The organism is Ruegeria sp. CE6 (assembly GCF_056537485.1).
Genome location: NZ_JBQFRR010000008.1, coordinates 12,619 through 39,099 on the forward strand (window position 1 = coordinate 12,619; position 26,481 = coordinate 39,099).

At 57.7% G+C, this 26,481-nt stretch carries 29 protein-coding genes and 1 pseudogene; 10 read left to right on the forward strand and 20 right to left on the reverse strand.

Annotated features, from left to right (window positions below; genetic code table 11):
• Positions 1-18 precede the first annotated feature (18 nt).
• Together ACR0DK_RS20210 and hslV are read right to left on the reverse strand one after the other, a co-directional pair.
• A complete protein-coding gene (locus ACR0DK_RS20210; protein ID WP_170425354.1) occupies positions 19-372 on the reverse strand; it encodes a hypothetical protein in 354 nt (117 codons plus the stop codon).
• Positions 369-926, reverse strand: coding sequence for an ATP-dependent protease subunit HslV (gene hslV, locus ACR0DK_RS20215; protein ID WP_170397812.1), 558 nt, complete (start codon positions 924-926; stop codon positions 369-371). Before hslV ends, ACR0DK_RS20210 begins: the two co-directional genes overlap by 4 nt.
• Positions 927-1,123: 197 nt before the next feature.
• Between hslV and ACR0DK_RS20220 the strand changes: the two genes are divergently transcribed.
• The gene (locus tag ACR0DK_RS20220; protein WP_170397815.1) at positions 1,124-1,321 is read left to right on the forward strand and encodes a DUF1127 domain-containing protein; all 198 of its coding nucleotides are present in this window, start codon (positions 1,124-1,126) and stop codon (positions 1,319-1,321) included.
• 55 nt (positions 1,322-1,376) lie between these two features.
• On the opposite strand, the gene ACR0DK_RS20225 is transcribed toward ACR0DK_RS20220, so the two are convergent.
• Positions 1,377-1,739: a Lin0512 family protein gene (locus ACR0DK_RS20225; RefSeq protein WP_170407917.1), complete on the reverse strand. Its 363-nt coding sequence runs from the start codon at positions 1,737-1,739 to the stop codon at positions 1,377-1,379.
• Positions 1,736-2,086: a Lin0512 family protein gene (locus tag ACR0DK_RS20230; protein WP_480737866.1), complete on the reverse strand. Its 351-nt coding sequence runs from the start codon at positions 2,084-2,086 to the stop codon at positions 1,736-1,738. The genes ACR0DK_RS20225 and ACR0DK_RS20230 overlap by 4 nt, the downstream gene beginning before the upstream one ends.
• A 100-nt stretch (positions 2,087-2,186) precedes the next feature.
• Here ACR0DK_RS20230 and ACR0DK_RS20235 point away from each other — a divergent pair, with 100 nt between their 5' ends.
• The gene (locus tag ACR0DK_RS20235; protein WP_480737869.1) at positions 2,187-2,618 is read left to right on the forward strand and encodes a hypothetical protein; all 432 of its coding nucleotides are present in this window, start codon (positions 2,187-2,189) and stop codon (positions 2,616-2,618) included.
• Positions 2,619-2,703: 85 nt separating this feature from the next.
• Here the strand turns inward: ACR0DK_RS20235 and trxA are convergent, their stop codons facing one another.
• From trxA to regB, 8 genes are all read right to left on the reverse strand, one after another.
• Entirely contained in the window at positions 2,704-3,024 is a 321-nt protein-coding gene (gene trxA, locus ACR0DK_RS20240; protein ID WP_170397826.1) for a thioredoxin, read from the reverse strand.
• 58 nt (positions 3,025-3,082) lie between these two features.
• Positions 3,083-6,442 carry a double-strand break repair helicase AddA gene (gene addA, locus ACR0DK_RS20245; protein WP_480737872.1) on the reverse strand — a complete coding sequence of 1,120 codons (3,360 nt, stop codon included), beginning with the start codon at positions 6,440-6,442 and terminating at the stop codon, positions 3,083-3,085.
• Positions 6,439-9,366 carry a double-strand break repair protein AddB gene (gene addB, locus ACR0DK_RS20250; protein WP_480737874.1) on the reverse strand — a complete coding sequence of 976 codons (2,928 nt, stop codon included), beginning with the start codon at positions 9,364-9,366 and terminating at the stop codon, positions 6,439-6,441. The genes addA and addB overlap by 4 nt, the downstream gene beginning before the upstream one ends.
• Positions 9,359-10,045, reverse strand: a complete 687-nt coding sequence (locus ACR0DK_RS20255; RefSeq protein ID WP_170802446.1) for a nucleotidyltransferase family protein — start codon at positions 10,043-10,045, stop codon at positions 9,359-9,361. The genes addB and ACR0DK_RS20255 overlap by 8 nt, the downstream gene beginning before the upstream one ends.
• Entirely contained in the window at positions 10,042-11,046 is a 1,005-nt protein-coding gene (locus ACR0DK_RS20260; RefSeq protein ID WP_480737877.1) for an aminoglycoside phosphotransferase family protein, read from the reverse strand. Before ACR0DK_RS20260 ends, ACR0DK_RS20255 begins: the two co-directional genes overlap by 4 nt.
• Positions 11,043-11,513, reverse strand: a complete 471-nt coding sequence (gene tsaE, locus ACR0DK_RS20265) for a tRNA (adenosine(37)-N6)-threonylcarbamoyltransferase complex ATPase subunit type 1 TsaE (RefSeq protein WP_170407927.1) — start codon at positions 11,511-11,513, stop codon at positions 11,043-11,045. Before tsaE ends, ACR0DK_RS20260 begins: the two co-directional genes overlap by 4 nt.
• 40 nt (positions 11,514-11,553) lie before the next feature.
• Complete coding sequence (locus ACR0DK_RS20270; protein WP_223117330.1) at positions 11,554-13,062, reverse strand: PAS-domain containing protein; 1,509 nt, start codon at positions 13,060-13,062, stop codon at positions 11,554-11,556.
• 64 nt (positions 13,063-13,126) lie between these two features.
• Positions 13,127-14,518, reverse strand: a complete 1,392-nt coding sequence (gene regB / locus ACR0DK_RS20275; protein ID WP_170397866.1) for a sensor histidine kinase RegB — start codon at positions 14,516-14,518, stop codon at positions 13,127-13,129.
• Positions 14,519-14,610: 92 nt separating this feature from the next.
• On the opposite strand from regB, the gene ACR0DK_RS20280 reads away from it, so the two are divergent.
• Both ACR0DK_RS20280 and ACR0DK_RS20285 read left to right on the forward strand, forming a co-directional pair.
• Entirely contained in the window at positions 14,611-15,228 is a 618-nt protein-coding gene (locus ACR0DK_RS20280; protein WP_170514218.1) for an SCO family protein, read from the forward strand.
• Positions 15,229-15,315: 87 nt separating this feature from the next.
• A complete protein-coding gene (locus ACR0DK_RS20285) occupies positions 15,316-15,870 on the forward strand; it encodes an ActR/PrrA/RegA family redox response regulator transcription factor (protein ID WP_039542641.1) in 555 nt (184 codons plus the stop codon).
• A 48-nt stretch (positions 15,871-15,918) separates the two neighbouring features.
• Here the strand turns inward: ACR0DK_RS20285 and ACR0DK_RS20290 are convergent, their stop codons facing one another.
• The 3 genes from ACR0DK_RS20290 to ACR0DK_RS20300 form a co-directional block, all read right to left on the reverse strand.
• Positions 15,919-16,884: a glycosyltransferase family 2 protein gene (locus ACR0DK_RS20290; RefSeq protein WP_170664102.1), complete on the reverse strand. Its 966-nt coding sequence runs from the start codon at positions 16,882-16,884 to the stop codon at positions 15,919-15,921.
• A 53-nt stretch (positions 16,885-16,937) separates the two neighbouring features.
• The gene (locus ACR0DK_RS20295; RefSeq protein WP_170613069.1) at positions 16,938-17,762 is read right to left on the reverse strand and encodes an FkbM family methyltransferase; all 825 of its coding nucleotides are present in this window, start codon (positions 17,760-17,762) and stop codon (positions 16,938-16,940) included.
• Positions 17,763-17,836: 74 nt separating this feature from the next.
• The gene (locus tag ACR0DK_RS20300) at positions 17,837-18,430 is read right to left on the reverse strand and encodes an HD domain-containing protein (protein ID WP_170397878.1); all 594 of its coding nucleotides are present in this window, start codon (positions 18,428-18,430) and stop codon (positions 17,837-17,839) included.
• Positions 18,431-18,636: 206 nt separating this feature from the next.
• Between ACR0DK_RS20300 and ACR0DK_RS20305 the strand changes: the two genes are divergently transcribed.
• The 3 genes from ACR0DK_RS20305 (at position 18,637) to ACR0DK_RS20315 (ending at position 21,206) form a co-directional block, all read left to right on the forward strand.
• Entirely contained in the window at positions 18,637-18,951 is a 315-nt protein-coding gene (locus ACR0DK_RS20305; protein WP_170397881.1) for a hypothetical protein, read from the forward strand.
• A 103-nt stretch (positions 18,952-19,054) separates the two neighbouring features.
• Positions 19,055-20,443 carry an adenosylhomocysteinase gene (gene ahcY, locus ACR0DK_RS20310; protein ID WP_170566592.1) on the forward strand — a complete coding sequence of 463 codons (1,389 nt, stop codon included), beginning with the start codon at positions 19,055-19,057 and terminating at the stop codon, positions 20,441-20,443.
• 13 nt (positions 20,444-20,456) lie between these two features.
• Entirely contained in the window at positions 20,457-21,206 is a 750-nt protein-coding gene (locus ACR0DK_RS20315) for an extensin-like domain-containing protein (protein ID WP_480737884.1), read from the forward strand.
• A 4-nt stretch (positions 21,207-21,210) separates the two neighbouring features.
• Here ACR0DK_RS20315 and ACR0DK_RS20320 read toward each other — a convergent pair whose 3' ends face one another.
• Complete coding sequence (locus ACR0DK_RS20320) at positions 21,211-21,858, reverse strand: DUF899 family protein (protein ID WP_480737886.1); 648 nt, start codon at positions 21,856-21,858, stop codon at positions 21,211-21,213.
• Between the two features lie 191 nt (positions 21,859-22,049).
• On the opposite strand from ACR0DK_RS20320, the gene ACR0DK_RS20325 reads away from it, so the two are divergent.
• The gene (locus tag ACR0DK_RS20325; RefSeq protein WP_170397892.1) at positions 22,050-22,391 is read left to right on the forward strand and encodes a DUF2853 family protein; all 342 of its coding nucleotides are present in this window, start codon (positions 22,050-22,052) and stop codon (positions 22,389-22,391) included.
• Between the two features lie 222 nt (positions 22,392-22,613).
• On the opposite strand, the gene ACR0DK_RS20330 is transcribed toward ACR0DK_RS20325, so the two are convergent.
• From ACR0DK_RS20330 to tsaD, 4 genes are read right to left on the reverse strand one after another with little or no spacing between them, the layout of a single operon-like run.
• Entirely contained in the window at positions 22,614-23,036 is a 423-nt protein-coding gene (locus tag ACR0DK_RS20330) for an EVE domain-containing protein (protein WP_480737889.1), read from the reverse strand.
• Entirely contained in the window at positions 23,036-23,305 is a 270-nt protein-coding gene (locus tag ACR0DK_RS20335) for a YciI family protein (protein WP_480737891.1), read from the reverse strand. The genes ACR0DK_RS20330 and ACR0DK_RS20335 overlap by 1 nt, the downstream gene beginning before the upstream one ends.
• Position 23,306: 1 nt before the next feature.
• Positions 23,307-24,269, reverse strand: a complete 963-nt coding sequence (locus tag ACR0DK_RS20340) for an NAD(P)H-dependent glycerol-3-phosphate dehydrogenase (RefSeq protein WP_170819070.1) — start codon at positions 24,267-24,269, stop codon at positions 23,307-23,309.
• A complete protein-coding gene (gene tsaD, locus ACR0DK_RS20345; protein ID WP_170737098.1) occupies positions 24,266-25,363 on the reverse strand; it encodes a tRNA (adenosine(37)-N6)-threonylcarbamoyltransferase complex transferase subunit TsaD in 1,098 nt (365 codons plus the stop codon). Before tsaD ends, ACR0DK_RS20340 begins: the two co-directional genes overlap by 4 nt.
• 97 nt (positions 25,364-25,460) lie before the next feature.
• Between tsaD and ACR0DK_RS20350 the strand changes: the two genes are divergently transcribed.
• Positions 25,461-26,174, forward strand: coding sequence for a uroporphyrinogen-III synthase (locus ACR0DK_RS20350; protein ID WP_170407952.1), 714 nt, complete (start codon positions 25,461-25,463; stop codon positions 26,172-26,174).
• A 54-nt stretch (positions 26,175-26,228) separates the two neighbouring features.
• Positions 26,229-26,481 (forward strand): annotated as a pseudogene (locus ACR0DK_RS20355) (hypothetical protein); the annotation flags it as partial.

The window sequence follows — 26,481 nt, forward strand, 5'->3', positions numbered from 1 at the left end:
TAGAGCGGAGGGGGTCACCTACTCCTGCTCTTCCTCGATTTCTTCTTCGTCAAGTTTGCGCTGGCTTTCCTGTAATGGCGCGCGCTCTATCAGTGCCCAAATTTCCTTTTTGGTCTTCTTTGAAACAGCGCCTCTGGCTTCCAGCTCGATCAATAGCGAGCGTGTCTGATCTTCGGTACAGCCAATTGTTCTGCTGAGCCGTTCCAGAGTTTTGAACTTGTATTTGGTATCCCTCAACATGGACTCAAGCAGCTTCTTGCGAGGCTCTTTCCATGTCTTGGCGTGCTTCCGGTTCCGATATTCCTCAAGCACAATCGGCCCAACAATACCGCCAATCAGCCCACCAAATATCGCTGCCAGAACCGCACTCATGACCCGATCGTCTCAACCGTCAGATTGCCGTTGGTATACACGCAGATATCCGCAGCAATTGCCATAGCTTCACGCGCCACATCCTCGGCTGGTTTGTCGCTATCCATCATCGCACGGGCCGCCGCCAGGGCAAAGTTGCCGCCCGACCCGATTGCAGCGACGTTGTGTTCCGGCTCAAGCACGTCCCCTGCCCCAGTGATCACGAGCAGATCCTTGCCGTCGGTCACAATCAGCATCGCCTCGAGCTTCTGCAGATACTTGTCGGTGCGCCAGTCCTTGGCCAGCTCGACCGAAGCACGCGCCAGTTGGCCGGGCGTCGCCTCAAGCTTGGCTTCCAGACGTTCCAGCAGCGTGAACGCATCCGCCGTAGATCCGGCGAATCCGGCGACCACTTCGAACCCGCCCGGTGTCAGGCGACGCACCTTTCGCGCAGTGCCCTTGATCACGGTTTGGCCCAGGCTGACCTGCCCGTCCCCGGCGATGACAACCTGCCCGCCCTTCTTGACGCCAATAATAGTGGTGCCGTGCCATCCGGGAAAATCGCTGTCTGCCATGAATGCCTCCGTTATCCGTGCTGCCATATATGGGCCGGGCACGGGTTCTGCGCAACCGGTTCTAAAACTGCCCAAAAGATATGCAGTAAACGCAAACCGGGGCTGTTGAGTCAGCATTTGTGAGACTCAGCCGCCGGAGTTACATGAGGCTTACAACCGACAACGGGTCGGCTGTTTCTGTTAAAAGGACTAAGCACATGGCAAACGCAATCGCAAAAACCCATGCGCCGCGCGGAGCAGTCACCATCCTGCACGCAGTGGACGCATTCTCTCATGCATTCGAAAACGTTGTCGAATGGTACAAATCATATCAGACACGCAACGAACTGTCGCAACTGAGCGACGAGCAGCTGGAAGACGTCGGGCTGACCCGCGCTGATATCTCCAAGTTCTGATCCAGGATTTGAACATTTATAAGATGAGCCGCTCGATTGAGCGGCTTTTTCTTTTTCAGCTTTCGACGAATTTACCTGCGAGATCAGGCAGATAAGCCTCAACTGCAGCAGTGGCTACGACATGCCGGGTACCCGCCTCGGCATCCTCGACATCCAGTCCCCCTTTGACCGCCCGAACCGAGGCGCGGCCCCGCGGCAGATCCGAGGCGACAAGATCACAATCAACCTTCTCAGGCTGCTGAACGCCAATCGTGACCTCAACGCGCATCTCCTCATGGCTGATGCCCAGTTTGGAAAACAGCGTGATGGACGAGTGGTGCAGCGCGTCCTGAACAGCGCGGCGTGCGGCCTTGGTATAGTCCTGACCATACAGATCGTTGCCGGTCCCCATCTCCAGAATAATACGTTTTTCCGTCATCGGGCGGGCTCCATATCAAATGAGACAACGATCGCGGCGTTGGCGATCACCGTGCGACCTTCAGAATGGGGTTTGTCGATATCCAAGCCACCATGTGTGACCGTGATGTTGGGCTGGCCGTAGGGGAAAATGACCTTCAACGCCTGCGAATCCACCCGGTCCGGTTGCTGTACTCCGATTTCCGCGTCGATGATCATGGCCTCTTTCGGGAATCCGAACAATTCCGCCATATTGATCGAGTTATGCCAGAGCGCATCCTTGAGCGCGCGCAGCGCTGCTTCGGTATAGTCTTCGCGCCGAAGCGACGTACCCATACCGAATTCCACCAATACCCGAGTTTTGGGCATGTCGCCTCCTTATTCCTGATGACCCGACAATCTGCACGAGTTCTTGCGAATTGAAAGAACCAGTACAGTGAACTGCATCCGGCCAAACCACGAAACCCGAATGTTTGGTTTGTATCGCAGCTATCGACTAGAATTCTGTCTGTTTAAGCACACGATCTATGAAAGGTTTGATTCCATGACGTATTTTCGGCTCATGTCATCATTATTGTTGTTTGGATTTCTGGCGCCAAGCGTATCCGCTGAAGTCATAGAAAACAAAGCGAAATTTATGAACCTGATCGTTGATAAGAAGCTGGTTCAGGGCGAAACCTGGGTGACTATTCACAAGGACGGCACGGTTGAGGGCAAAGGCCCGAAAGGTGGCAGTATCAGCGGCACTTGGGAGTGGAAAGACAGGTATTACTGTCGGAGAATCGTGATCGTCGGTGAAGTGATGCCCCACGACTGTCAGGTGGTTTCAATCGCAGACGACACCGTTACATTTACCCACAAAGACGGCGCGGGAGTATCGGTGAGGTGGACCATCAAGTGAGTCTAAACTCTTGTCACGCAGTGGCTTTAACAAAAAAAGGCGCCCAATGCGGGGCGCCTTTTTTTCGTTCGCACAATAGCGAAGGTCAGATCGACTCGTCGATCCAGCTTTGCAGGGCCGCCTTCGGGGCCGCGCCAGCGCGGTTCGAAACCACCTGACCGTCTTTGAAAATGAACAGCGCCGGAATGCCGCGCACGCCCATGGCCGCGGCTGAGTTTGGGTTGCTGTCGACATCGACCTTGGCAATCTTCACCTTGCCACCATATTCGCTGGCCAGCTCTTCCAGGGCGGGGCCGATCTGCTTACAGGGGCCGCACCACTCGGCCCAGAAATCCACCACGACGGGGATATCGGAATTCTTGACTTCGGCGTCAAAGGTGTCGTCGGTAACGGCTACGGTCGACATGTCTGTCTCCTGACTGGGAATGCTTGGGCTCAGAACCTAGGTGCGGCACCGGGCAAGGTCAAGATATAGGGTTCGGTGTCAGGGCGTCCGTCACCATATCGTGTGGCAACCACATCAGGTGCGCGGTTCGCGTCCACAAGATAGCGGTGCGGATACTGTGATTGGGATAGATTTGCGACAGGGCATGGGCGTAGGCCGCCATCTGGCGCAACAGCCCTTCGGGGCAGGATTCTGGCCCGGTCGGAACAGTCGCATTGGATTTGAAATCAATTACATGCACCTCTTTATCCGTGATAATCAGCCGGTCGATGACCCCATGCATTCGTGTGCCGTTCAGATCGGCAGAGACCGAAACCTCGGTCAGCGCATCCGAGCCAAAGACCGGTTTCAGATATTCTGCCGTCAGCACCGATGTGGCCTCAGTCAGCAGATCTTGCCGCTCAACATCTTGCATATCGGCCAGAAGCCGTGCGCAAAGCTGCGGCCATTGATCCTGTGCGGCAGCAGGAAGATGTTCGAGCAACAGGTGCAGCTGCGATCCGCGTCGTTTCGCCGCCTCTTCATCCTGCCCCGCATCTCCGGGCAAGGCCTTCGCACCCCCTAGATCAGAGGGGCTGAGCGTTTCGGCTGGCGCGGGTGCATTTGGCGCGGGGTGGTCAAAAAATACAGGCAAATGCTGTTCGTTGTGCGGGATGCTGCCCTGTTCAACGGCAGACAAAGCCTCCCAATCTCCATGCGCCAGTCGAAGGGTCTGGGTGCCGGGCACCTGAGTGGCCCCTGCCTGCGCCATCGCGGCCTCAACCATCTGATACCAACTGTTGCCATCCTTGCCTACATCCCCGGCGGCCGCCACTATTAGCCACTTTTCTGCCCGTGTTAGAGCAACATAGAGCAGCCTCAGCCGCTCATTCTCCTCGCACGTTCTGGCTTCTTGGCGCGCAGCTGCGATCAATGCAGGTGAGGCATCAGAAGGCACTTTCCACAACGGAGTATCGCCCGCCATCATGATCTCGGCATCTCGTGGTGGCTGTCGTTTACCAGTGTCCGGCAGGATTACGATCGGTGATTCCAATCCCTTCGAGCCATGAACGGTCATCACCCTGATCATATTGCCGACTCCGCTCATCTGGCGCTTGATCTCCAGATCGTCGGTTTGCATCCAGACCAGAAAACCGGTGAGGCTTGGAATATCTGTCCGTTCATAGGCCAGCGCCTGCGACAGCAACGCGTTGATACCATCCGCAGCCTCGGCCCCAAGCCGGCCCAGCAGTTTGCGTCGCCCGTCATGGCGCGTCAGGATACGTTCGATCAGATCATAAGGACGCAGAAAGTCGGTTTGACCGCGTAGGTCGTTCAGAATCGCAAGCGTTACCGGGAACTCCTCGGCACGATTGCGCAACGCTGCCCATAGATAAGTTTCCTCCCTGCGATGAGCCAGATCGAACAACTGTTGTTCCGTCCAGCCAAACAGTGGGGATTTCAGGACTGTCGCCAGGGATAGGCTGTCTTCGGGTGTGGCCAGAAAGCTCAGCAAAGCAGCCAGATCCTTGACCGCCAGTTCCGCGCCCACCTTCAGGCGATCTGCCCCCGCGATGGGCAGACCCTCGCTTTTGCAGGCGCGAATGATCTCGGCAAACAGGTCCGAGCGGCGTTGGACAAGGATCAGAAAGTCGCGGGGTTGCACTTTGCGCCGGACAAATGTCCCCGACGCATCGCCATCATCGGGAATGGTAGCGCCATTCCTGATCATATCCTTGATTGACCGGGCAACCTGTTCTGCCAGAATGACGGTGTGATGCCGTGCGCCAGGGCGATCAACGGGATCGGTCCAATCGCTGTCATCCTCGACTTCAACCTTCTCGATCACCGGCCATAGGTCGACGCGCCCAGGAAGATCGGCCTTGAATGCCCGGTGCAAGGCATCCTTGTGGAACCCGGCCTCTACATGGTTTTCGAACAGTATATCGACCAGCCCAAGGATCGCGCTGGACGAGCGGAACGAATATTCCAGCGTTGAATCCCACAGTTTAGAGCCTGATTCTCGGAGTTTTCGTCCAAATTCGGCCTGCATCTGGTCAAAGGCTTGCGGGTCGGCACCTTGGAAGGAATAGATTGACTGTTTCTTGTCGCCGACCACAAAGATCGTGCGCTCAACCCCGGATCGGGCCCCTTCCCCGCTGGTGAATTCTTGTGCCAGCTTTTCGATCACGTCCCACTGATCTGGGCTGGTGTCCTGCGCTTCGTCCACCAGAATGTGATCGATGCCACCGTCGAGCCGGTACAGCACCCATTCCGCCACCGCCGGGTCGTTCAGAACCTGCCGCGCGCGCAGGATCAGATCGTCGAAATCCAGCCAACCCCGCACCTGCTTGCGCCGCTCGTATTCCGGCAGGAAAGCCGCAGCAAAGCGGTGCAATACATGGGTTTTTTGGGCCGCAACCAGCGCCAGCCGCTGTTCCCGCGCAGCTTCAACGCGCAGCATCAGGGCTTCAAGCTGGGGCATCCAATCATCCAGCACCCCTTCGCGCAGCGCCTTGGTCGGGAAGCTGTTGAGTTTTGCGGTAAAGGGCTCCTTCGCGCCTTTTCCCGTCAACAAAACGTTTTCGAGTGTTGGCAGGCTGCTCAACCGGGCGTCGGTAAAACCGGAAAGCTTGTCGGCAGCCTTGGCATTGTTTCCACCGCTTTCCGAAAGCGCGGGTAAAATGGACTGGATCAGTTCGACCTCACCGCCCAGAAACACGTTACGCAGCAGGACCTGTTCATCAAAACCTTCGGGCAGATCAAACCGTTGCAGAATGTCCGGCCATTGCAGCACATGTTCAAACTGATTTCGTTTCTGCGCAACAGCGGCAGTCAGTTTGTCAAAACCGGTATCGGTGACAAAGCGGGCAACGTCTTCGATCAATTCGGCCTGAGGGCCGTCGGCAAAACTTTCAATGATCTCTTCGCGCAGCAACGCCGCAGCCCGGTCTTCCATTTCGGAGAACTGAGGGCTGACCCCCGCCTCAAGCGGGAACCGTCGCAGCAGCGAAGCACAGAAGGAGTGGATCGTTTGGATTTTCAGGCCACCAGGCGTCTCAATAGCGCGGGCAAACAGGGTCCGTGCTTGCGCCAACCGGTCGGGATCGATCACGCCCGGTACGCCAAGTTCGACCAACTCAGACTGAAGGTCGCCGTCGCCCAACATTGCCCATTTGCCAAGACGTTTGAACAACCGGTTCTGCATCTCGCTGGCCGCGGCCTTGGTATAGGTCAGGCACAGGATATGCTGCGGCTGTACGCCATCCAGCAACAGCCGCGCCACCCGGTCGGTCAGCACCCGGGTCTTGCCCGAGCCCGCATTGGCCGCCAGCCAGGTTGAGGCGTCCGGGCGCGCGGCCTGAACCTGCCGTTCGGTGGCATCATTGCGGGGGGTCATGTCAGGTCCTCCGGTTCGGTTTCCGCTGAACGATCCCACTCGCCGAACCGGGCGAGGTGATCATAGTCCCCTATATCTGTGTCCTTGTGCAGCATCCTGCGTGAAGAGAACCCTTGATCAGGCTCTAAATAGGCTGATATGAGCTCTTTAAGTTCGGCCAGCACCTTGTCGGTCGGCTCTTTCTGCAGCGGTGCGGGCACTTCTTTATAGGTGCCGCCCATGCCAATGAAGATCGCCTGTGCAACGGGAAGCGGATCGAATCCTTCGATACCGCCCTGCTCGGCCATTGCGGCCTCGATCAGCAGTTGTTTGTCGAATTTGGCTTGCTGACTTTCCGTTGGCGGAGTGCCCGTCTTGTAGTCGATGATACGCAAAGCCCCCTGCCCGCTTCGATCGATTCGGTCGGCACGTCCGGCAATGGTGAAGTCCAGCGGCGTCAACGCCAGCCGCATTCCAACTTCAAATGCTACAGGCCCGCCATCGGCGCGGCGGTGAATCTCGGCGGACAGAAAGCTATCGGTAATCCGCTCTAGCCGCGCCAGCCACAGCTTTCGGGCAGTTGGCCACGCAACGTGGTCGTCCAGCAGAGCTTTGGCGTGTTTCAGGAAATTTTCTCGGGTCAATAAAGCCGGATCCAGAACGCTGTCGCGCACGAATTGTTCCATCACCTCGTGGATGACGATACCGCGTAGCAGGGCATCTGGCGCCTGAACCAGCGGGTCCAGTTGTCTCAATCGCAGGACATGTCGGGCATATATGGCGTACGGATCGCGGATCAGGCGTTTGATTTCGGTCACCGATAGCCGCCGTGGCCGCGCCGCGACGGGTGGTCGTGGCGACGGGCGGTGCGCGGGTGCGATTCGGGGTGCATGTTCCAGCATCTCTGCCCAATCCAGCCACCGTTGGCCCCGCGCTTGCATTGCTTCTAACGCCCTAGTTCCACCCTGTTCAGGCAGGCCTTGCAACAGGTTGGTCATGCGGTTCAGCCAACGGGATGGTACGGTTTCCGCATCATCCGAGCGGGTAGCGCGGGTCAAAACCACCTCTGCAGCACCTGCCGCCTGCTGGAAGTCATGCGCGGACAGACCGATCCTGCGTTCGGGCAGTAAAAGACCGGCCTCATTGCGCATCTGACGGTTCAGCCAGGGGTCGGGTGCCGCAGCCTCGGGCCAGCTGCCTTCGTTCAAGCCACCCAGAATTAGCAGATCCGCACCCTGAACGCGCGCTTCCAGCGTGCCCCAGATCATCAGATGCGGGTGAGGTGCATCGCGGTCGCGGACTTCTTCACCTGCCAACAACGCGCCCAGAAGGTCGGCAAAGTCATGGGCGGTCATCGCGCCGCCATGCTGTGCTTCGGCTTCCAAAGTAGAGATCACCGCAAGCGCCTTCTGGCCCGCGTTCTTGTCCCACAATGTGCCAGATTCACCGGTTCCACCTGCCGAGATTATCTCGGCCAGCGTGCGAAGCCGGGCGACCCAGTCCGGCAGTGGCTGTTCGGTGGGGTCGTATTGATCGCAAAATGCCTGGGTAACCCAGCGGACCCAGTCCTCGGGCGCTTCAGTACGAATGGCGAAAGCGGTCAGGCTGGCGCTGTCGGGAAAGGGCGGGCCATAGCGACGCAGGTCAAGCTCAAGATCGCGGGTATGCAGCAGGTGGCTGCCCCGGTCGCCCCCGTCATGGCACAGTGGGTGTTTGAGCAGCGTCAGCAGAGCCTCGCTATCCAGGCGGCGCGCGAACAGCCCGGCGACATGGCGCAGGAACCGCCCGGGCGGAGACAGCTGCAGTGGCAGGCCCGCGCTGTCATCGGGCAGGATATTCCACCGGTCCAGTGCGGCGCTGACCTGCCGGGTTAGCATCCGGTCGGGGGTGATTAGCGCGGCGGTCTGGCCGGTCTCGGCCGCTTGCCGTAGGCGCAGCGCAATCGCCAAGGCCTCGGCCCGGGGCGAGGGTGCCTCGATCAGCGTCACATCCTTGGTCGCACCGTTCAGGTCGGGCAGGAGCGGGCCTTCAGCCATCCATGCGTCGGTGACCGGGGCAGGGCGCAATGCAAGCGAAATCAGCTTGTTACGGGCAGGTGAAGGGGCCTGATCCGTGGTCCATGGCCGGATTTGATCCGGGCTAAGCCCTAGCCCAAGCATCAGCTTGCGGAACCGGTATTGAGGATGATCCTCAGATGTCAGCGGGTTATCCAGATTGCTCCAAACATGTTCAGGCTGGTCGAAATCATAGCCGGGTAGCACCATCGCCCCCTGAGGCAGACGCGCAACCGCCTGCATCAGCATCAGGGTGGTTCCGCGAGACCCGGTAGAGCCTGCCAGAATGACAGGATGTTCGGGCGGCGACGCCTCCCAGCGCGCGATCAGGTTCTCGACCACGCGCCGCTGTCGGGCCTGCGCGTCCAGCGCCTCCGAACCGGATTCCATGAACTGATCAGCGATGCCTATAAAGGCCTGTGCCCGCGCCCAATGGCCGGACATGTCGCTGACATCCAGTTGCCTGATCGCATCGGGAGAGACACCTTCCCCCTGCATCTCGTCGATAAGCCCGGCCAGGCTGTCAGATAGATCGAACAACGAGGACCGGGCCGCCAGATCGGGTTGCTGGTCCAGTAGTTTTGCGATCAGCTGCGTCAGCTCCAGCCTGCGACGCAGAGGCGGGATTGCGGGTGGGATCTGCGCCAGATCGGCGCTTTCGCCAAGATCGGTGACCAAAGAGAGGCGTGGCAAAAGGCAAGCGGGACCCTGATCAAACAGATCGCGCACCCGGCGCGCCATCCGGCGGGTGTTGATTACCAGTTGCACCCGGGCCAGCGCGTCGGGCGGCTGCCCCACAAACCGCTCATGTAGCCCGTCAACCAACACCTTGGGAAAATCCGCTCCCGGAGGAACGGCGAAGACCCGGGGCAGGGCGCTGGGCTCAAACATCGGCAATCAACCCCTCGGCCAGATCAATACCCTCGGGACGCCCCACATCGCACCAGCGACCGGGGTAAGACAGTGCGAACAGGCGCTTTTGCTGCAGCATTCGATCCCACAATACGTTCAATGAAAACACGTCCTCAGCGATATCATGCAGCGCTTCGGTTTTCAGAATTTGTGCCCCGCCGTAAACAAGACCTGCACCGCGGACGATCCGCCCTGTGCTGTCCTGAGTGAAGTCACCAGGGCCTGTGTGGCCAAGGGTTTGCCCAACTGGAACGCACATCAGCAGCGCATCCATTTTATCTGGGTTCCACTGATCCTTCAGTAAATTCAGTGGGTTGGGCCCAGCCCAGATTGCGTCGCTGTTCAAGGTGAATACGGGGTCGGATCCAAGCAGAGGTAGCGCTGCGCGCAGCCCACCACCAGTATCCAGAATGCGCGGTTCTTCCCGCGATATCATAACGTCGCAGCCCGCCAGATGATCAGCCAACTGATCAGCGTGATAGTGCAGGTTGGCAACAACCCGCAGCGGCCTGAGTGCATCGACCAGATCCAGTGCGTGATCAATCAGGGGCCGCCCGGCCACCTCGATCAGCGGTTTGGGCCGGTCTTTGGTCAGGGCACCCATGCGGGTGCCAAATCCTGCGGCAAACAGCATTGCAGCTTGGGGGGTGCCGGTCATTGCGCCCTCAGCTTTTCCAGGTTTTCGGGGCTTGGGGCGGGCAGAGCGCTGCGCAACAGGTCTGCCACCGGCACCAACCCGGGATGTTCGAGATCGCGCATCAAATGTGCCCACGCAGCCGGGATCAGGTCGACGTAGTGTGGCTTTCCATAATCGGTCGCCAGCCGGGCAAAACCGCCCAGAATGCGCAGGTTACGCTGTGCGCCCAGAACAGCATATGCGGTGCGGAAATCATGCCCATCGACGCCGGTTGCGGTGATATAGCGGTCGATCATCCGCATCTCGATCCCGGCGGGCACAGTCCGACGCACATCCTGTAGCAGTGACATCAAATCATAGGCGGGATGCCCCAGCATCGCGCTTTGGAAATCCAGCAGACCGACACGCGCCAGACCTTCGCGCTCGGGCAGCCAGATCAGGTTTTCTGCGTGGTAATCGCGTTGCACAACAACCCGCGTTCCGCCGGTTTCCCGGTGCAGGATATCCGCAAAGCGCAGCTCGAACCGGGCGCGGGCCTCGTCGTCGTGCGATCCAAGAATGCCTTGTGCATATTTCGTGAACGACAACGCCGCCAATTCGGTCATCATAGCGGGGTCGTAACTGTCGAGCGAAAGCGTCGGCGCCGCGTGAAGATGGACAAGTACATCGGTTGCGGCGTCATACAGCGTGCGCTCAAGCGTCGGATCGTCCCGCAAGACGCGTGCGAACAGATCGTCGCCCAAATCTTCGAGCAACAGAAACCCGTATTCGCAGTCCTCGGCGTAGATTTCCGGCGCACTCAACCCAATGGAACGCAGGTATTTCGACATACGCACGAAGGGTTCAACAGCTTCGCCCTTGTCGGGCGGAGCATCCATCAAAACGGCGGTCCGGCCGGTGGCAGGGTCGGTCAGACGCTCGTACCGGCGGTTCGAGGCATCACCCGCCAAAGGCGTATGCCGTGCGCCGTTCCATGGTGTCTGCGCGATCAAGGCTTCTGCCAGAATGGCCCGGTTCGTCATTGGATCCCCTCCAGCTTGGCGTTCCATTTCGGGTCTGTCCACGACATCTTAAGTTGTCGCGTATCTTGTTCGTTGGCGTCTGTGGTGAACCGGATCAGTAAGGCCGGCTCTGGCGTCAGAGGACCCAGCTTTTCAGGCCACTCGATCAGGCAAATGCCGGCGTCGAAGGCGTCGACCAGCCCGAGCTCTTCGATCTCTTCCACGGCAGAAAGACGATAGAGGTCTGAATGCCAGACCTCTCCAAGCTGCGTCTCGTAAACCTGAACCAGAGTAAAGGTCGGCGAAGGCACATCTTCGGGAGCGGACAGAAGAGATTGAATCAATGCGCGTGCGAAATGGGTTTTGCCGCTGCCGATGGTACCTTCAAGCAGGATAGTATCGCCAGACTGCAATGCGCCTCCCAGTTTGGTGGCAACTTCAGCAGTGTCGAATGGGGATTTCGAGGTCAGAGTCAGCGGTGCGTTCATGGCGTCACAATGAACCTGCGCCGGGTCGGCTGCAACCGGTTCACGCGCTGATTTTTTGTATTTCCGTGATGTTCCTGACCGGGTTGTCCGAGGCGAAACGGACAATTGTTGCCCCGTTTTGCATGGGGCTGACCGTGCAGTTCAAAGAGCCGCCGGATTTTAGGATCAGTTCAGCCGACCATTCGGCCCGATTCTCGCGCGCGGTGACGAATTCGCGGATCTCGCCAAGGATCGGCGTGGCGGTGCAGTGCTCCTGCCATTGGCGTGTGATTTCCAGCACCGTTGCTGGTTCGAATCCTACTTCGCCGCTGTCGCCCCACAACACCTGATAGGCGTAATTTGTAATCGCCAGCGAACCGTCATCCGAAAACACCGCGATGGCATCAGCCAGCTTGTCCAGAATGGATTGCATAAGGTCCGTTTCAGCGCGGAACCGTCGGGTCAGTGTGATTTCGGCGGTGATATCTTCGAACAGGAAAGCCACGGCCCCATCGGGATGCGGGCGACCACTGACGGAATAGACCGATCCTGATGGCAGCGACCAGGTTTCCTGATAGTTCCCGTCCTGTGCCGCCTCCAGAAGGTCGTTCATCTGGCGCCGCCAACTGCGATAGTTCTTAGGCTCGGGCATCATATGCTGGTCGCGAAGCCGGTCAAAAAAGCTGGACAGGCTTGGGCGCAGGCTCAGGAAGTCGGGTGGCAGGGTGGTCAGATCAATCAGCGCTGGATTGAACAGGGCCAGTTGCCGGTTGCGGTCAAAGATCGCTAGGCCAATGGAGAGCTGTGCGAAGGTTTTGGTCATGGTCTGCACAAACTTGCGCTGCGCTGTCTCGGCTTCGACAATTGCGTTGATATCAACCGCGTAACACAACTGATCCTGTTCGTGCGCGACCCGGGTCAGATCAAACCAAAGCTTGGCGTCGCTGTCCCGGACCGGGATCGAGACGCGGGTTTTTCGGCTAAGCTGCGCCTCGTCCTTGTGAGAAGGAAACAGAGGGTCCGTCAGATCGGCATCCGGTCCCGCGATCTTGCGAACCAACCGTACATAGGCCGCATTGCACCAGCCCACCTTGTCACGGTGATCTATCAGCCAAACAGGGTAGGGCGCCTGCTCCATCGCCAAACGAATTGGATCGCGTTGGTCACGGCGTGGCGCAGGGATGGTCCCCGTCAGATCACGTAATTGAACCCGAATGATACCATCGATCCATTCGCACAGAACCTCGCGCTCGACTGTGCAGTCGATGGCTGAAACGGCGATGTTGCCCCCGGACCGGACAATCTCGGGCGTTTCGGGGAAAGCGGGAAAATCACGTTGCAGCAAACGCCGCAGATCAGCCCAGTTGCTGACGGATTCGTAACCTGCCAGCGCAATATCGGAGTGGCTGATCAACCGGTCGCCATCGAACAGGAAGACAACATCGAACAGCGCTCCGGGCGCTGACAGCCCGAAATCTCTTGTTTTGGCCTGATGGCGTGGCAAGAGCCACAATATCGCAAAGCTGGCCGAAACCACACTGATTGCGGCCAGAACGATCCATTCGGCCATTGCTCCAACCCCCGGGTAAAACGTTTGAATCTATATGAACAACAATGGTTAACGGGGTCTTAACTCAGATCTGGAACGGTTGGTTGGCGCCCGAGGGAACCGGAGTGTCCCCGGTTTGCGCGTCGATCAGCTTGCGCGGCCAAACGACATTGACGATCGCCCCCCTGCGGTCCGGTTGGTCAGTCAGGGTCTGATAAGGGTCCGCGCCATTGGCGAAGCTCAGTTCGGCACCGCTGCGTTCCAGCAGGGTTTTGGCGATGAACAGACCTAGCCCCATGCCTTCGTATTCCGGCCGACTACTGCGATCGGCGCGGCGGCGGCGCATGAACGGGTCACCAATCCGACCTATGATGTGGGAGGGGTAGCCGCGCCCATCATCCATGATCGAAACGCTGATCCGATCAGAGGTCCATTCAGCTTCGACCCAGACCGTCGACTGGGCGAAATCCACTGCGTTCTGGATCAGGTTGCGCAGCCCGTGAATGATCTCGGGCTTGCGCAGGATCGAGGGCTGCTGCACATCGCCATCCGCAACTGGTCCTTCGTCGAAATGCACCACTTTACCACGATTGATATGTGGCTCTGCCGCTTCATGGATCACGGTGGACAGAGGCGCCTGACGCAGGTGCAAGTCATCTTTCCCAGCTCGGCCCATATCGCGCAGGATGTCGCGGCAGCGGTCAGCCTGTTCGCGGATCAAGGCTGCGTCCTCCATCAGCTCAGGCCGGTCGTCCAGCTCTTCGATCAGTTCTGAACTGGCTAGCTTGATCGTAGCCAGCGGCGTACCCAACTCATGCGCGGCGGCGGCCACCACACCACCAAGATCAGTCAGCTTTTGCTCGCGCGCCAGCGCCATATGGGTGGCCGAGAGCGCTTCAGACATCGATTGAACTTCGGAACTGATGCGGTGCGAATAGGCGCCGATGAAAACGATGGCGATGATAATCGCCGCCCAGTTTCCGAACAGCAAAATATCGGGGATATCCAGCACCAACCCCAGATTGGTTCTCAGCGGGAGGTGGAATTGCGCCAGCAACGTGGTCAGGATCACAGCAACGCTGCCGATGATCAGGGTCGAGCGGGTGCTCATTACATTTGCAGAAATCGTCACCGGGCCCAGCAACAGCAGCGCAAACGGGTTGTTTAGCCCCCCCGTCAGATACAATAGGATCGACAGCTGCAGCAGATCGAACAGCACCATCAGGAAGTTCTCGAATTCCGACAAGCGCTTGTTTTCGGGAAACAACAGAATGGCCGTGAGGTTACCCATCACCGAAATGCCGATGACGAAATAACACAATGCCAGCTCAAGCTGAACGTCGTAATATTTCTGTGCAACCGTGATGGCCGTAAACTGGCCGATAATGGCGACCCATCGTAGCAGGATCAGCGTGCGCAGCCTGATCCAGGTACTGCGCTCCTGCCCACGCCAAAGACTGGTGTTGGAATTCGTCATCTGTCGATTATGTCCTATTGCGTCGGTCCCACATGTTGATAGGTGTCCCGGCAGAATCGATCAACATCCCCTTTCGTATCAGGATACGCGCCATGGTTCGTCTTTATGCTATTCTCGCAACTGTTGTTCTTGCAATTGGTCTTGGCGCCATGTGGCTGCTGACGCGGGGTGGCTCAGATGACAAATACGCGCAGTGCCGCTCGTCTCAGATTGCGGGTGGGAGCGCCGCAATCGGCGGACCGTTCGAACTGCTTAACGCCAATGGTGAGACAGTAACCGACAAGGATGTGATCACCGAGCCCACGCTTGTCTACTTCGGTTATACCTTCTGCCCGGATGTTTGCCCCTTTGACATGTCGCGCAATGTCGACACGATCGATTTGCTGGCCGAGCGCGGTCAGTCGGTGACGCCGTTGTTCATCTCGATAGACCCGGATCGCGATACCCCCGAGGTCGTGGGCGATTTCGCGTTCAACCTGCATGAACGCGTGATTGGCCTGACCGGATCGCCCGAGCAGATCAAGGCGGCCAGCAAGGCGTACAAGACCTATTACAAGGCCCAAGACAAAAGCGATGAGTATTATTTGGTCGACCACTCGACCTTTACCTATCTGATGACGCCCGAGGACGGGTTTCTGGAATTTTTCAAACGCGATGAAACGGCCGAGCAGATGGCGGACAAGATTGGCTGCTTCCTTGATCAGGCCTGATCCTCAACAGTCGGTTTGACCTTTGGAATGGCGCTGCTATTACTCATGTTTAAGCCAAGAGGCATGAAATAGCGGAAAGACCCACATATGGCAGACAGTTCCCAGCTTGAAATCGGCCCCGACAAATCGCTGCTGCTGGTAGATGATGACGAGCCGTTTCTGAGACGTCTGGCCAAGGCCATGGAAAAACGCGGATTCGAGGTTGAAACCGCGGGTTCCGTCGCCGCAGGCCGCGCCATTTCCACAGCCCGCCCACCTGCCTATGCCGTGGTCGATCTGCGACTTGAAGATGGCAATGGGCTGGACGTGGTTGAAGTGCTGCGCGAAAAACGCCCCGACAGCCGGGTTGTGGTTCTGACCGGTTATGGCGCCATCGCCACCGCCGTTGCGGCGGTCAAAATTGGTGCAACCGACTATCTGTCCAAACCCGCCGACGCCACTGACATCACCAACGCTCTGTTGGCCAAGGGCGACGAACTGCCCCCGCCGCCGGAAAACCCCATGAGCGCCGACCGCGTCCGCTGGGAACATATCCAACGCGTTTATGAGCTGTGCGACCGGAACGTCTCGGAAACCGCGCGCCGGTTGAACATGCACCGCCGGACGTTGCAGCGGATTCTGGCGAAGCGCAGTCCAAGATAGACCCGTAGACTTAATAGCGTGTATTCTCCGGGCCGTTCCAAACGACTTTCAGGGCGCGGGTTGAGCCTGAGTTTGGAGCCTCAGCGCGTAATTCTTAAGGCAGGCAGAGTGCGCGCACCCAACTTTAGGCAATAACAGCAACTCATCAACCTTTGCCTGTAGCTTGCCACCCATCGCCAGCATTCGATCATCCACAACGCTGTTCTGATTGTACTTGTTCCAATACCTTTCACGAAACCGGCTGGACCGGTTGGGTGCATCTGTCGCTTTCGTGCCTTGCCCGCGCTGCCGTTTGAGCGCGAAACTGTCTCGCGTTTTCACCGGGTAGTGAATGACAGCAGCCCAATCGTGTGTAGACAGATGCTCGGGCGCGGCACCCAGCGCATGTCTTCGTCGCAATCCCGAACGATACATGTGTTCGTGCATCGGCAGGCCCGCAGCATTTACAAATTGCGATCCATCGTTTCGAAAGTCCGGTCGCAAGTAGGGCCGGTGCAGGCCAAACCCCCGTATTTTATCAGACTTTCGAAAAAGCGTTTTGAAGTAGCGATGCAAATTATGATCTGTATCGGCACGTTTTAGGAATCGTTGCGTGACCAGCCCCGGTTCCCACTTGTCGTTGCCCCCATTTCCGAAGATCAACCAATTCACGGCGATGCCCTCGGCGAAACCGGAACAGCGTTCGACGAGACCTGCGACCTGATTTTCATCGTTTGCACAGAAAAGAAACTCATCGCTATCAAGCCACATCAGCCAATCGGCATCGTTAAGCGAAGGATGCGCATAGGCCGTTTCCGCCGCTGTATGCTGTGGTACTTGCCCGGGTTTCAGATCTTGCAGAACATGGGAAATAACCCCGTTTTTATCCAGCGCATCAAGCAGCTCGGCGGTGCCGTCTGTCGAGTCATTGGTGTAAATCAGAATAGGATCAAACCCGACCAGCAGATGATACGCGATCCACTCAAGTATAAACGGCCCTTCATCCTTGGCGCAGGAGAACAGCCCGACCTTCATATCGGCTTGGCCTGAGTGGGTTTGATCATGATCGCGGTTCTCCCTTGCACGGCCTATCTTCTGAAGATGATATTACGTTGAGTTTGAAAGGCATTTTCATAGCCACGATCGGAAAGTGAGGCAAACAGGCGTTCGGCGCTATCACCAAGATTCACGGTTTCCAGCTGTAGATATTGGGGAAGCGCTGCATCTTCTGCGCTTTCAAGAAAAGGCATAAGAATGTTCGGCTCGTGCCCTTCAACATCAAGCTTGGCAAAATCGGCATCATGCAGATGTGTAAGCTCAAGCAGTGTTCGGGTCTGCACCTCAATCGTATCGTATTTTGATAGCTCCAGATACGCTGGGTCGTTTGCCAAGCGCGCCTGACCAAGATTGGTGGCCGTGTCGCCCCGCTTTTCTATGATAAGTGTCGCCTCACCAGTTTCGCCCGCGATCGCGAAAGTGTTCAGCTCCACGTTGCCAAATCCGTTCAGAGAGCAATTATTGCTGAGGCGTTCGGCCAGTGTCGGATTAGGCTCAAACGCATGAATCCGGGAGTCCGGGCTAAGAATTGACGACAAGAAAAGTGAATACAGACCAAAATTTGCCCCGATATCCAAAACCTTGAGAGTCTTCCCCGCAAAACTGTCTTTCAGCCAATTCAGCTCAAGCTCTTCCGGGGACCGGCCCTTCTGCCAAAGAGAGAATTCGCTGAAATTGTCATAAGGGTGCAGGTGGATTCGAATACCCCGGTAGGCGATCAACTGTGGCAGCAGTGACTTTCGGATCAGATTGCGCACCCGCCCTCGGCCTGTCAGATTGTACGCTTCACGTAAACACGCGTTGGCATATTCCATCTGCGCGTTCGTGACCGGTATCTGGCTGTCTGCGTCGCTCATCTGAACCTGCGTCCGATTATGGTCTTGTTTTAGCGGAAAATTAGCATAGGCCGAGCTGCTGATCTATTGGCGACCTAAATGCTGCCCAACAATTCCTGATGCCGCGCGGTATAGGCCTGCCGCACCTCAATCGGGGGACGCAGTTTGATCTGCAACCCCTCTAATATTGCCTTGTCCGGACGACCAAAGAACTTTGATGCTTCGGTATCAGAAAAACCCGCGATCTGCGTCGCCTCCATCCAGGCGCTGATCTTGTCCGCCTTCTTGATCTGGCGTTTCACTGTTTTTGGTACCACGGCGGGCAACCCGAAACGTATATGAATCGCAGCAGCCAGCCGGTCGTCTAAATCACCATAATCCGGGCCAACGGCGGATTTCACCGGAGAGATCATGTCACCAATCACATATTCGGGGGCATCGTGTAACAGTGCCGCCAACCGCCATTTCGTCGGTGCATTTGGTGCGATGCGGCCAAAGAGCTCTTCCACCAGCAAGGAATGTTCGGCCACGGAATAGGCAAAATCCCCGTTGGTCTGACCGTTCCACCGCGCCACAAAGGCCAGCCCGTGCGCGATATCTTCGATCTCGATATCCACGGGCGTCGGGTCCAGCAAATCCAGCCGCCGTCCCGACAGCATTCTTTGCCACGCTCTGGGTTGTGTTGCCATTTTACCATGCCTTGTGAACTGGGACACGTTCAATTCGCGTTCTTGTGGTATGATGTATCTGTCTGGATCACATGCTGCCAACAATTTCTTGAGCATTCGTGCTTTGAACCTGCGCGATACGATCCCGACATCAAGGACTGAGGGGGGTGCTGACTCCTCCCAGTTGCGCCCTCTCGAAACGAAACTCGTATCGAAAGGAGCTTGCTATGTTCAAGCGTTTGTTTGCAATAACCCTGACCTTCGGAATGGCCGCAACCGCGCCACCCGCCTTTGCCCAGAACTGCGCAGAGCGCGAGCACGTGATTACCAAACTGCAAGACAATTACTCCGAGGAATTAACCTTTGGCGGTCTTCAGAAATCACGTGGCGGGCAGACGGTCATGGAGGTTTGGACCTCGAAGGAAACGGGAAGCTATACCGTTTTGGTGACCCAGGCGAACGGCATGAGTTGTATTGTCGCCGTTGGCACTGATTTTTTTGAAGCGATCCCCAAAATCAAGGCAGAGGGTACGCCAAGCTGATATTTTGTCACCAGACTTCCTGTTTCCGGCCATCCACATTGCCTCCTGTCCCAAGGAATGCTAGGGGCAGCCCGGACCAAGATTTACCGGAGTGGAGAACCTGATGGCCGGGGACTATATCGTTAAGGACATTTCGCTGGCCGGGTTTGGCCGCAAGGAACTGGATATCGCTGAAACGGAAATGCCGGGGCTGATGTCCCTGCGCGCCGAATATGGCGAAAGCAAGCCGCTGAAAGGCGCGCGGATCGTCGGTTCGCTGCATATGACCATCCAAACCGCCGTTCTGATCGAAACGCTGGTGGCGCTGGGCGCTGATGTGCGCTGGGCGTCGTGCAACATCTTCTCAACGCAGGACCACGCGGCGGCGGCGATTGCCGAGGCTGGTATTCCCGTTTTCGCCATCAAGGGCCAGACGCTGGAAGAGCATTGGGATTACCTGGACAAATCCTTCCTGTTCGACGAAGGCCCCAACATGATCCTGGACGATGGCGGCGACGCGACGCTGTATATCCTGCTGGGTGCCCGCGCCGAAGCGGGTGAGGACATCATCCCCGTTCCTGGTTCGGAAGAGGAAGAGGTGATCAAGAAGCAGATCGCCAAGCGCATGGCCGCGTCTCCGGGCTGGTTCACCAAAATGCGCGACCAGATCCAAGGCGTCTCTGAAGAAACCACCACCGGTGTAAACCGCCTGTATCAGCTGGTGAAAGATGGCCACCTGCCGTTCCCGGCGATCAACGTGAACGACTCGGTCACCAAGTCGAAATTCGACAACAAATACGGCTGCAAGGAATCGCTGGTTGATGGTATCCGCCGCGCCACTGACACCATGATGGCCGGTAAGGTTGCTGTCGTCTGTGGCTATGGCGACGTGGGCAAAGGCTCGGCAGCTTCGCTGCGTGGCGCAGGCGCCCGCGTGAAAGTGACCGAGGTCGATCCGATTTGCGCGCTGCAAGCGGCCATGGACGGGTTCGAAGTCACCCTGCTGGAAGACGAAGTCGCAAACGCCGATATCTTCATCACCACCACCGGCAACAAGGACGTGATCCGCATCGAGCACATGCGCGAGATGAAGGACATGGCCATCGTCGGTAACATCGGTCACTTCGACAACGAAATTCAGGTAGCCAGCCTGAAGAACCACAAGTGGACCAACATCAAAGAACAGGTGGACATGATCGAGATGCCCTCGGGCAACCGCATCATCCTGCTGTCCGAAGGCCGCCTGCTGAACCTCGGCAACGCCACCGGTCACCCCTCGTTCGTGATGTCGGCCTCTTTCACCAACCAAGTTCTGGCCCAGATCGAGCTGTTCACCAAGGGCGGTGAATACAAGAACGAAGTCTACATATTGCCCAAGCATCTGGACGAAAAAGTTGCCCGTCTTCATCTGGACCGGATCGGCGTGAAGCTGACCCAGATGGACAGCGATCAGGCGGCCTATATCGGCGTAAAACCCGAAGGCCCCTATAAGCCGGAACACTACCGCTACTAAGTGCGAATGACGCATGACCAAGCCTTCCAGACGCCACCGAATCCTGCTTTCGGCGGCGTCTTTTCTTTTCGGCCTCTTAACGCTGTTGACCGTGTTGGGCGGCGGCGTTTGGTGGCTGCTTGCCCATCCCAACACGCCTGTGCCCCCGCACTGGAACCCGCTGCGTGATCTGACCGTGACGGCCCCGGTCACCCCGGTCACCCCTTACCAGTTGAACCGCGCACTGGCGGATGACGCTTTATGCCGTGCAGCCTTGGCCGAGGCTGGAGCTCGGTTTGATCCGCTGGACGATCTGGTGGTGGACCAGAATTGCGGAATCGAGGGACGCGGCCGGTTGTCCGGTCTGGTGAACGCCCGCGTCACTGCAGTCGAGACCCGGTGTGCCACAACTTTGCGGCTTGTCATGTGGGAACACCATGTTGTGCAACCCGCTGCGCAGCAACTACTGGGGACTTCCGTCAGCAGATTGCGCCAGATCGGTAGCTATAACTGCCGGCGGATGCGCACTGCGCAAGGACAAGATAATGGTTGGAGCAGTCACGCCACTGCGGACGCGATCGACATCGTCGGAATGGATCTCTCGGACGGGCGCAGCTTGAACCTGCTGGCTGACTGGGACGCTGACGGGCCCGAGGCCGATTTTCTGCGCCAGATCTGGCGCGGAGCCTGTGACTGGTTCCGCGTGGTGCTTGGCCCTGATTACAACCGCTTACATGCCGATCACTTCCACCTGCAGGGGCCCGGCTGGGGCTACTGCCGATAGTACCTCAGCGTAGAGGTGGGATAAAATCGCCGCGGCCCTGTGGTGTGAAATCCAGCACATTCCACAAAGGCCAAGCTGCATCCACATGCCGGGGATGCCAGTCGCTGGGTTCAAAGAACAGCTCGGAACTCCAGAAGTGATGAATGCCATCAGGGAGCTGTTGAAAGACATTCAGGATGGGAAGCTGATCACCCCCGTCGGTCTCGGCCAGATAGTCACGTTGGTAATTCGTCCCTAATGCTGAGTAGAGCGGCAGCGCACTCCAACCCATCTCATCTTTGAGCGCCGAGAGTTTTTCGGGCGTATTCTGCGCCACTACGGCGACCGAGGCGTTCTGTATGAGATGGTGGATCTGAGAGTTCAGCCCATCCAGAAACGCCGAACACATAGGGCAGGGGCGTTCAGCGTCGGGTCCGTACATCAGCGAATAGATAATCAGCGTATCCTTATCGCCAAACAGCGACGACATAGGCGCACCCTCGCCTGCCAGATCTTGGAACGCATAATCGTTAGGGGTTTTGCCTCCGGTTGGAAGAGAACGGCGCAAGGCCGCGACCTCTTCAACCTTTGCTCTCAGGTCCCGCTCGGCGGATAGAAGTGCATTACGAGCTGACCGATATTCGGTGGTTTCATTCGGTAACGTTACGGGCATGGGGACCTCCGGGAATCATAATTAACAAAAATGTTAAATAATAAATCTAAAAAAATCAAATCACCGAGTCCCGCGAAGTTCAGCCTAGGGGGAAACCTTGTGATTTTTCCCTTTTGGGAATTCCGCCGACAAGGCTAGTCTCTCGTGCATCGGTAAAAAGTTCCGTGACAATGGATTAAGGAGATTGGGACATGGGCAAACGCGACGAATTGATCGCCAAATACGCTGAAGATCTAAAAGGCAAATGCGGGATGGACCCCGATATGGACCTGCTGACCAAGGTCACCATCGGTTGCGGTCCGGCGATCTATGACGCGGATGCGTCGACAGTGGCGGCCAGCCAGGAAGGCGAGCTTGAGACGGTCAAGAACAACTTCCTCATCAAAAAGCTGGGCCTGTCGGATGGTCCCGAACTGATGGAAGGGATCAACAAGGCCATGGAGACCTATGGCATGTCCGAGCGTAACAAGTACCGCGCTGTCGTCTATTACATGCTGACCAAGCATTTCGGCAAAGAATCGGTCTATAGCTGATCCAGCCAAGAACCATTTCAGCACCCGTCGGTCTTACCGGCGGGTGTTTTGTATTTGATTGAAACTCTAAATACTTGGCGTTTGAAGCGCGGTTCTGAAATCGGCTAAGGTCAGGTCATGACCAGGACGGTCAGAACCAATAGATTTCCGTATGCGTGTGGTGAGCTTGGGAGCACGCGGGGTAGGGAAGGTTCTGAAGTCGTCAGGGCCTTCCCTTTTCATTCAATCCGCCTCAGTCTCGCCCAAAGCGCAGATCAACTGCCATTCTGTATCACTGACCGGCTGCACTGACAGGCGTGAATTCTTGACCAGAACCATTTCACCCAAACGCTCATCCGCCTTGATCTGATCCAGATTGACCGGAATTGTGAAAGACCGGACGGCTTTGATATCCACGCATTCCCAACGCTCATCATCGGTTGTGCTGTCGGGATGGGCCTCGGCGCAGACCTCGACAATGCCGACAATCGCCTTGTCCTTTTGCGAGTGGTAGAAAAAACCCCGGTCACCAATCTGCATCTGACGCATGAAATTGCGGGCCTGGTAGTTGCGCACCCCATCCCATTCCTCGCCCGCGTCCCCCTTGCCGACCTGCTGATCCCAGCTCCAGGTCGAGGGTTCGGATTTGAACAGCCAATACGCCATCAGCCGATGACCTTTTTCCACGGGATCAATTCAACCGAGTCGAACAGGCCGGCCAGCGCGTAGGGGTCATTCTCAGCCCAAACTTGCGCGGCGGCCAGATCCTCGACGTTCAGAATGACCAGCGATCCGATCATTGCATCGCCGTCCAGCAACGGGCCAGCCTGCGCCACAACACCGGTTTCTTCAATGTAAGCCAGATGGGCCGTGCGGTTGTCCAGCCGGGTCTGTAGGGCACCAGCTTTATCCCGGGCGATCAGGGCGATGAGCATATTATTCCTCCTTGAGTGGGCGACCCAGCAGGGCTTGAATCGCGTCGGTGACACTGTAGGCACCGCTGCTGAGTTTCGCCACCGTTGCGCTGATGGGCATGTCTAACCCTTCGCTCGCTGCGATTTCGGACATGGCCTGCGCAGTGGCGACACCTTCGACGGTTGTCGTGGTGTCAAATGGCTTGTTTAGACCCAAACACAGGCCAAAACGATAGTTTCGCGACAATTCGGATGAGCAGGTCAGCACCAGATCACCCAGCCCCGATAGCCCCATCAGCGTATCGGGCCGTGCCCCGCGCTGGGCGGCAAAGCGCTGCATCTCAGAAAATCCGCGTGTGATCAACGCAGCGCGGGCGCTATCGCCAAGCCCTGCACCAATGGCCGCGCCACAACCAATAGCCATCACATTCTTTAGCGCTCCACCTAGCTCTGCTCCGACGGTATCGGCGGTACGATAAAGACGCAGATTGGCAGTTGTCAGCTCTTGCTGAAGTGCTTCACCCAGTTCGGCATCATCACAAGCCAGCGTCAACGCCGTAGGCAAACCGCGCGCGATATCATCGGCAAAGCTGGGGCCAGTCAGCAAGGCCGGTAGTGCGTCCGGAACGGTTTGACGGATGACTGCAACGGGACCCAGCCCCGTGGAAAGTTCGATCCCCTTGCAGCAAGCCACCAAAACCTTGCCACCCAGTTCGCCGGTATATTGCGTCAACGCATCGCGCAGCTTTTGCATTGGGACGGCCAGTAACAACACATCGGATTGCGCCGCTTGTTCTAATTCAGCTGTCACTGAAACACTGGCGGGCAGTGTAACGCCTGGCAAACGTCGCGGGTTCTCGCGCCCGTGCTGCATCTGCGCTGCTTGCTCGGCATCTCGTGACCAGAGAGTTACAGGCCCATTGCCCGCCAAAGATATCGCCAGAGCGGTTCCAAATGCGCCAGAACCAAGGACGGTCACGCTCATGCCTTGGCCCCTTTTTTGCCGCTACCCAGCATTGCAGGGCTGGTTTGATCCAAGGGCCAGCGGGGCCGCGCCGTCAGATCCAACCCATCTCGTGCACCGGTGCGGAATCGTTCCATACCCGCATAGGCGATCATTGCGGCATTATCAGTGCACAAAGCCAGCGGAGGGGCAGTAAATCGGGCGCCCATTTCCGCAGAAACAGTCTCTAATCCTGAGCGAATAGCGGAATTTGCTGCGACACCTCCGGCAACGGCAATAACCGGTTCTGACGGTGATGTCTCAAGATACTGGGCAATCGCGCGGCGGGTTTTCTCAGCCAAGGTATCAACAATAGCCTGCTGAAAACCGGCACACAGATCAGCGCGATCTTGTCGGGTCAGCCCCCCTTTTTCGGCTACGACCTTATCCCGCATCCGCATCAGCGCGGTCTTGAGTCCCGAAAAAGACAGGTCACATCCGGGGCGATCCAGAAGGGGCCGGGGAAAGCGGAAACGTTTGGCATCACCCGCGCGCGCCTCAGCCTCGACCGAGGGGCCACCGGGCTGGGGTAAGCCCAGCAGACGGGCGGTCTTGTCGAAGGCTTCACCGGGGGCATCGTCGATCGTCCCCCCAAGGCGGGTAAACTGTTCCGGTCCATGAGCGATCAGATATTGGCAGTGACCACCCGAGACCAGCAGCATCAGGTAGGGAAAGGCAATCTCGTCGGTCAGTCTTGGTGTCAGCGCGTGCCCGGCCAAATGGTTCACCCCGATTAGCGGCAACCCGGTTGCTGCACTTAGGCCCTTTGCGCACATCACGCCGGATATTACGCCGCCAATTAAGCCGGGACCGGCGGTGACAGCGATAGCGTCCAGATCATCTAAGCCAATTTCGGCCTGTGTTAGAGCCTGTTTGATGCAAATATCCAGCTTTTCCGCATGCGCACGCGCTGCGATCTCAGGCACAACGCCACCATAGGCGCTGTGCAACTCAGTCTGGCCATGCACCACGGATGACAGGATCTCGGCCCCTTTGCCTGTGCCCTGCCGCACAACGGCGGCTGCGGTATCGTCGCAGCTGCTTTCCAGTCCAAGGACGGTAAGTGTTTGCACCATAGGCCTGATCCGTTGCATCATGATTGCCAAGCGGGGTATCACCCCGCGCGGATGCAAACAATCCCAAGGCCGAAGGCGCCGACCGTTGTATTTGTTGATGACCCGCCCTCGCGCCGCCTCGGACAGGTTCGTTGCGCAACTGCCGGACCACATTCGGTCGCAAGTCGCGGTTATCCATTCGCCCTTGTTAAAAATCGAACCCCTGGGTGTCATGGTTGAGTCCGATGATTCTGCTGGACTGATCTTTTCCTCGGCAAATGGCGTGAATGCCGCCGCCGTATTGAATGTGGAACGCAGCCTGCCCGCCTATTGCGTTGGTCCGGTGACCACGCAGGCAGCGCAGGCAGCAGGGTGGGAAGCGCAGATGCTGGGTGCGACGGCCGAAGGGCTGGTGGCCAATCTGCTCAAACTCAAGCCAAACAGCCCGCTGCTACATCTGCGCGGAGAACACAGCCGTGGCAACGTCGCCGCGCGTTTGACTGAATCCGGGCTGACCACCCGCGAACAGCCGATTTATCGGCAACAGCTTTTGCCGCTGAGTGATGAGGCTTCCCACGCCGCCGAGGGTGATCAGCCCATCATCGCCCCGCTATTTTCGCCCCGCACAGCGCGACAATTTGCCGATGTCTGGGCCGGATCCGCGCCTCTGTGGCTGGCCGCGATCAGCGAAGCCACAGCGGAACCCCTTAAAACACTGAGTTTCGAGCGGCTGAAGATCGCGGATGAACCGACCCCGGACAAAATGCAGAAAGCCGTGAAAAAACTCGTGAAACACGTGATGCGGGTTGAGAGCGCGCCGGGTGCAGATTAACTTGGGTTAGTCTGTTGTTCATGTGTTTTGGGAATCGATAAGGGGATTAACGCGGTGGCTGATAAGAAGAAACCCGATCAGGAACCGGTCGAAGACCCCAGCGTCGAAGAGGTGGTAGAAGCCGCCGAGACCGTAAGTGATGCAGTCTCGGATGAGAAATCCGTTGACGCGGATAACGCTGCGGACGAATTGACTTCCGAAGCCGAAGCCGAAGCCGAAGCCGAAGCCGAAGCCGAAGCCGAAGCCGAAGCCGAAGCCGAAGCCGAAGCCGAAGCCGAAGCCGAAGCCGAAGCCGAAGCCGAAGCCG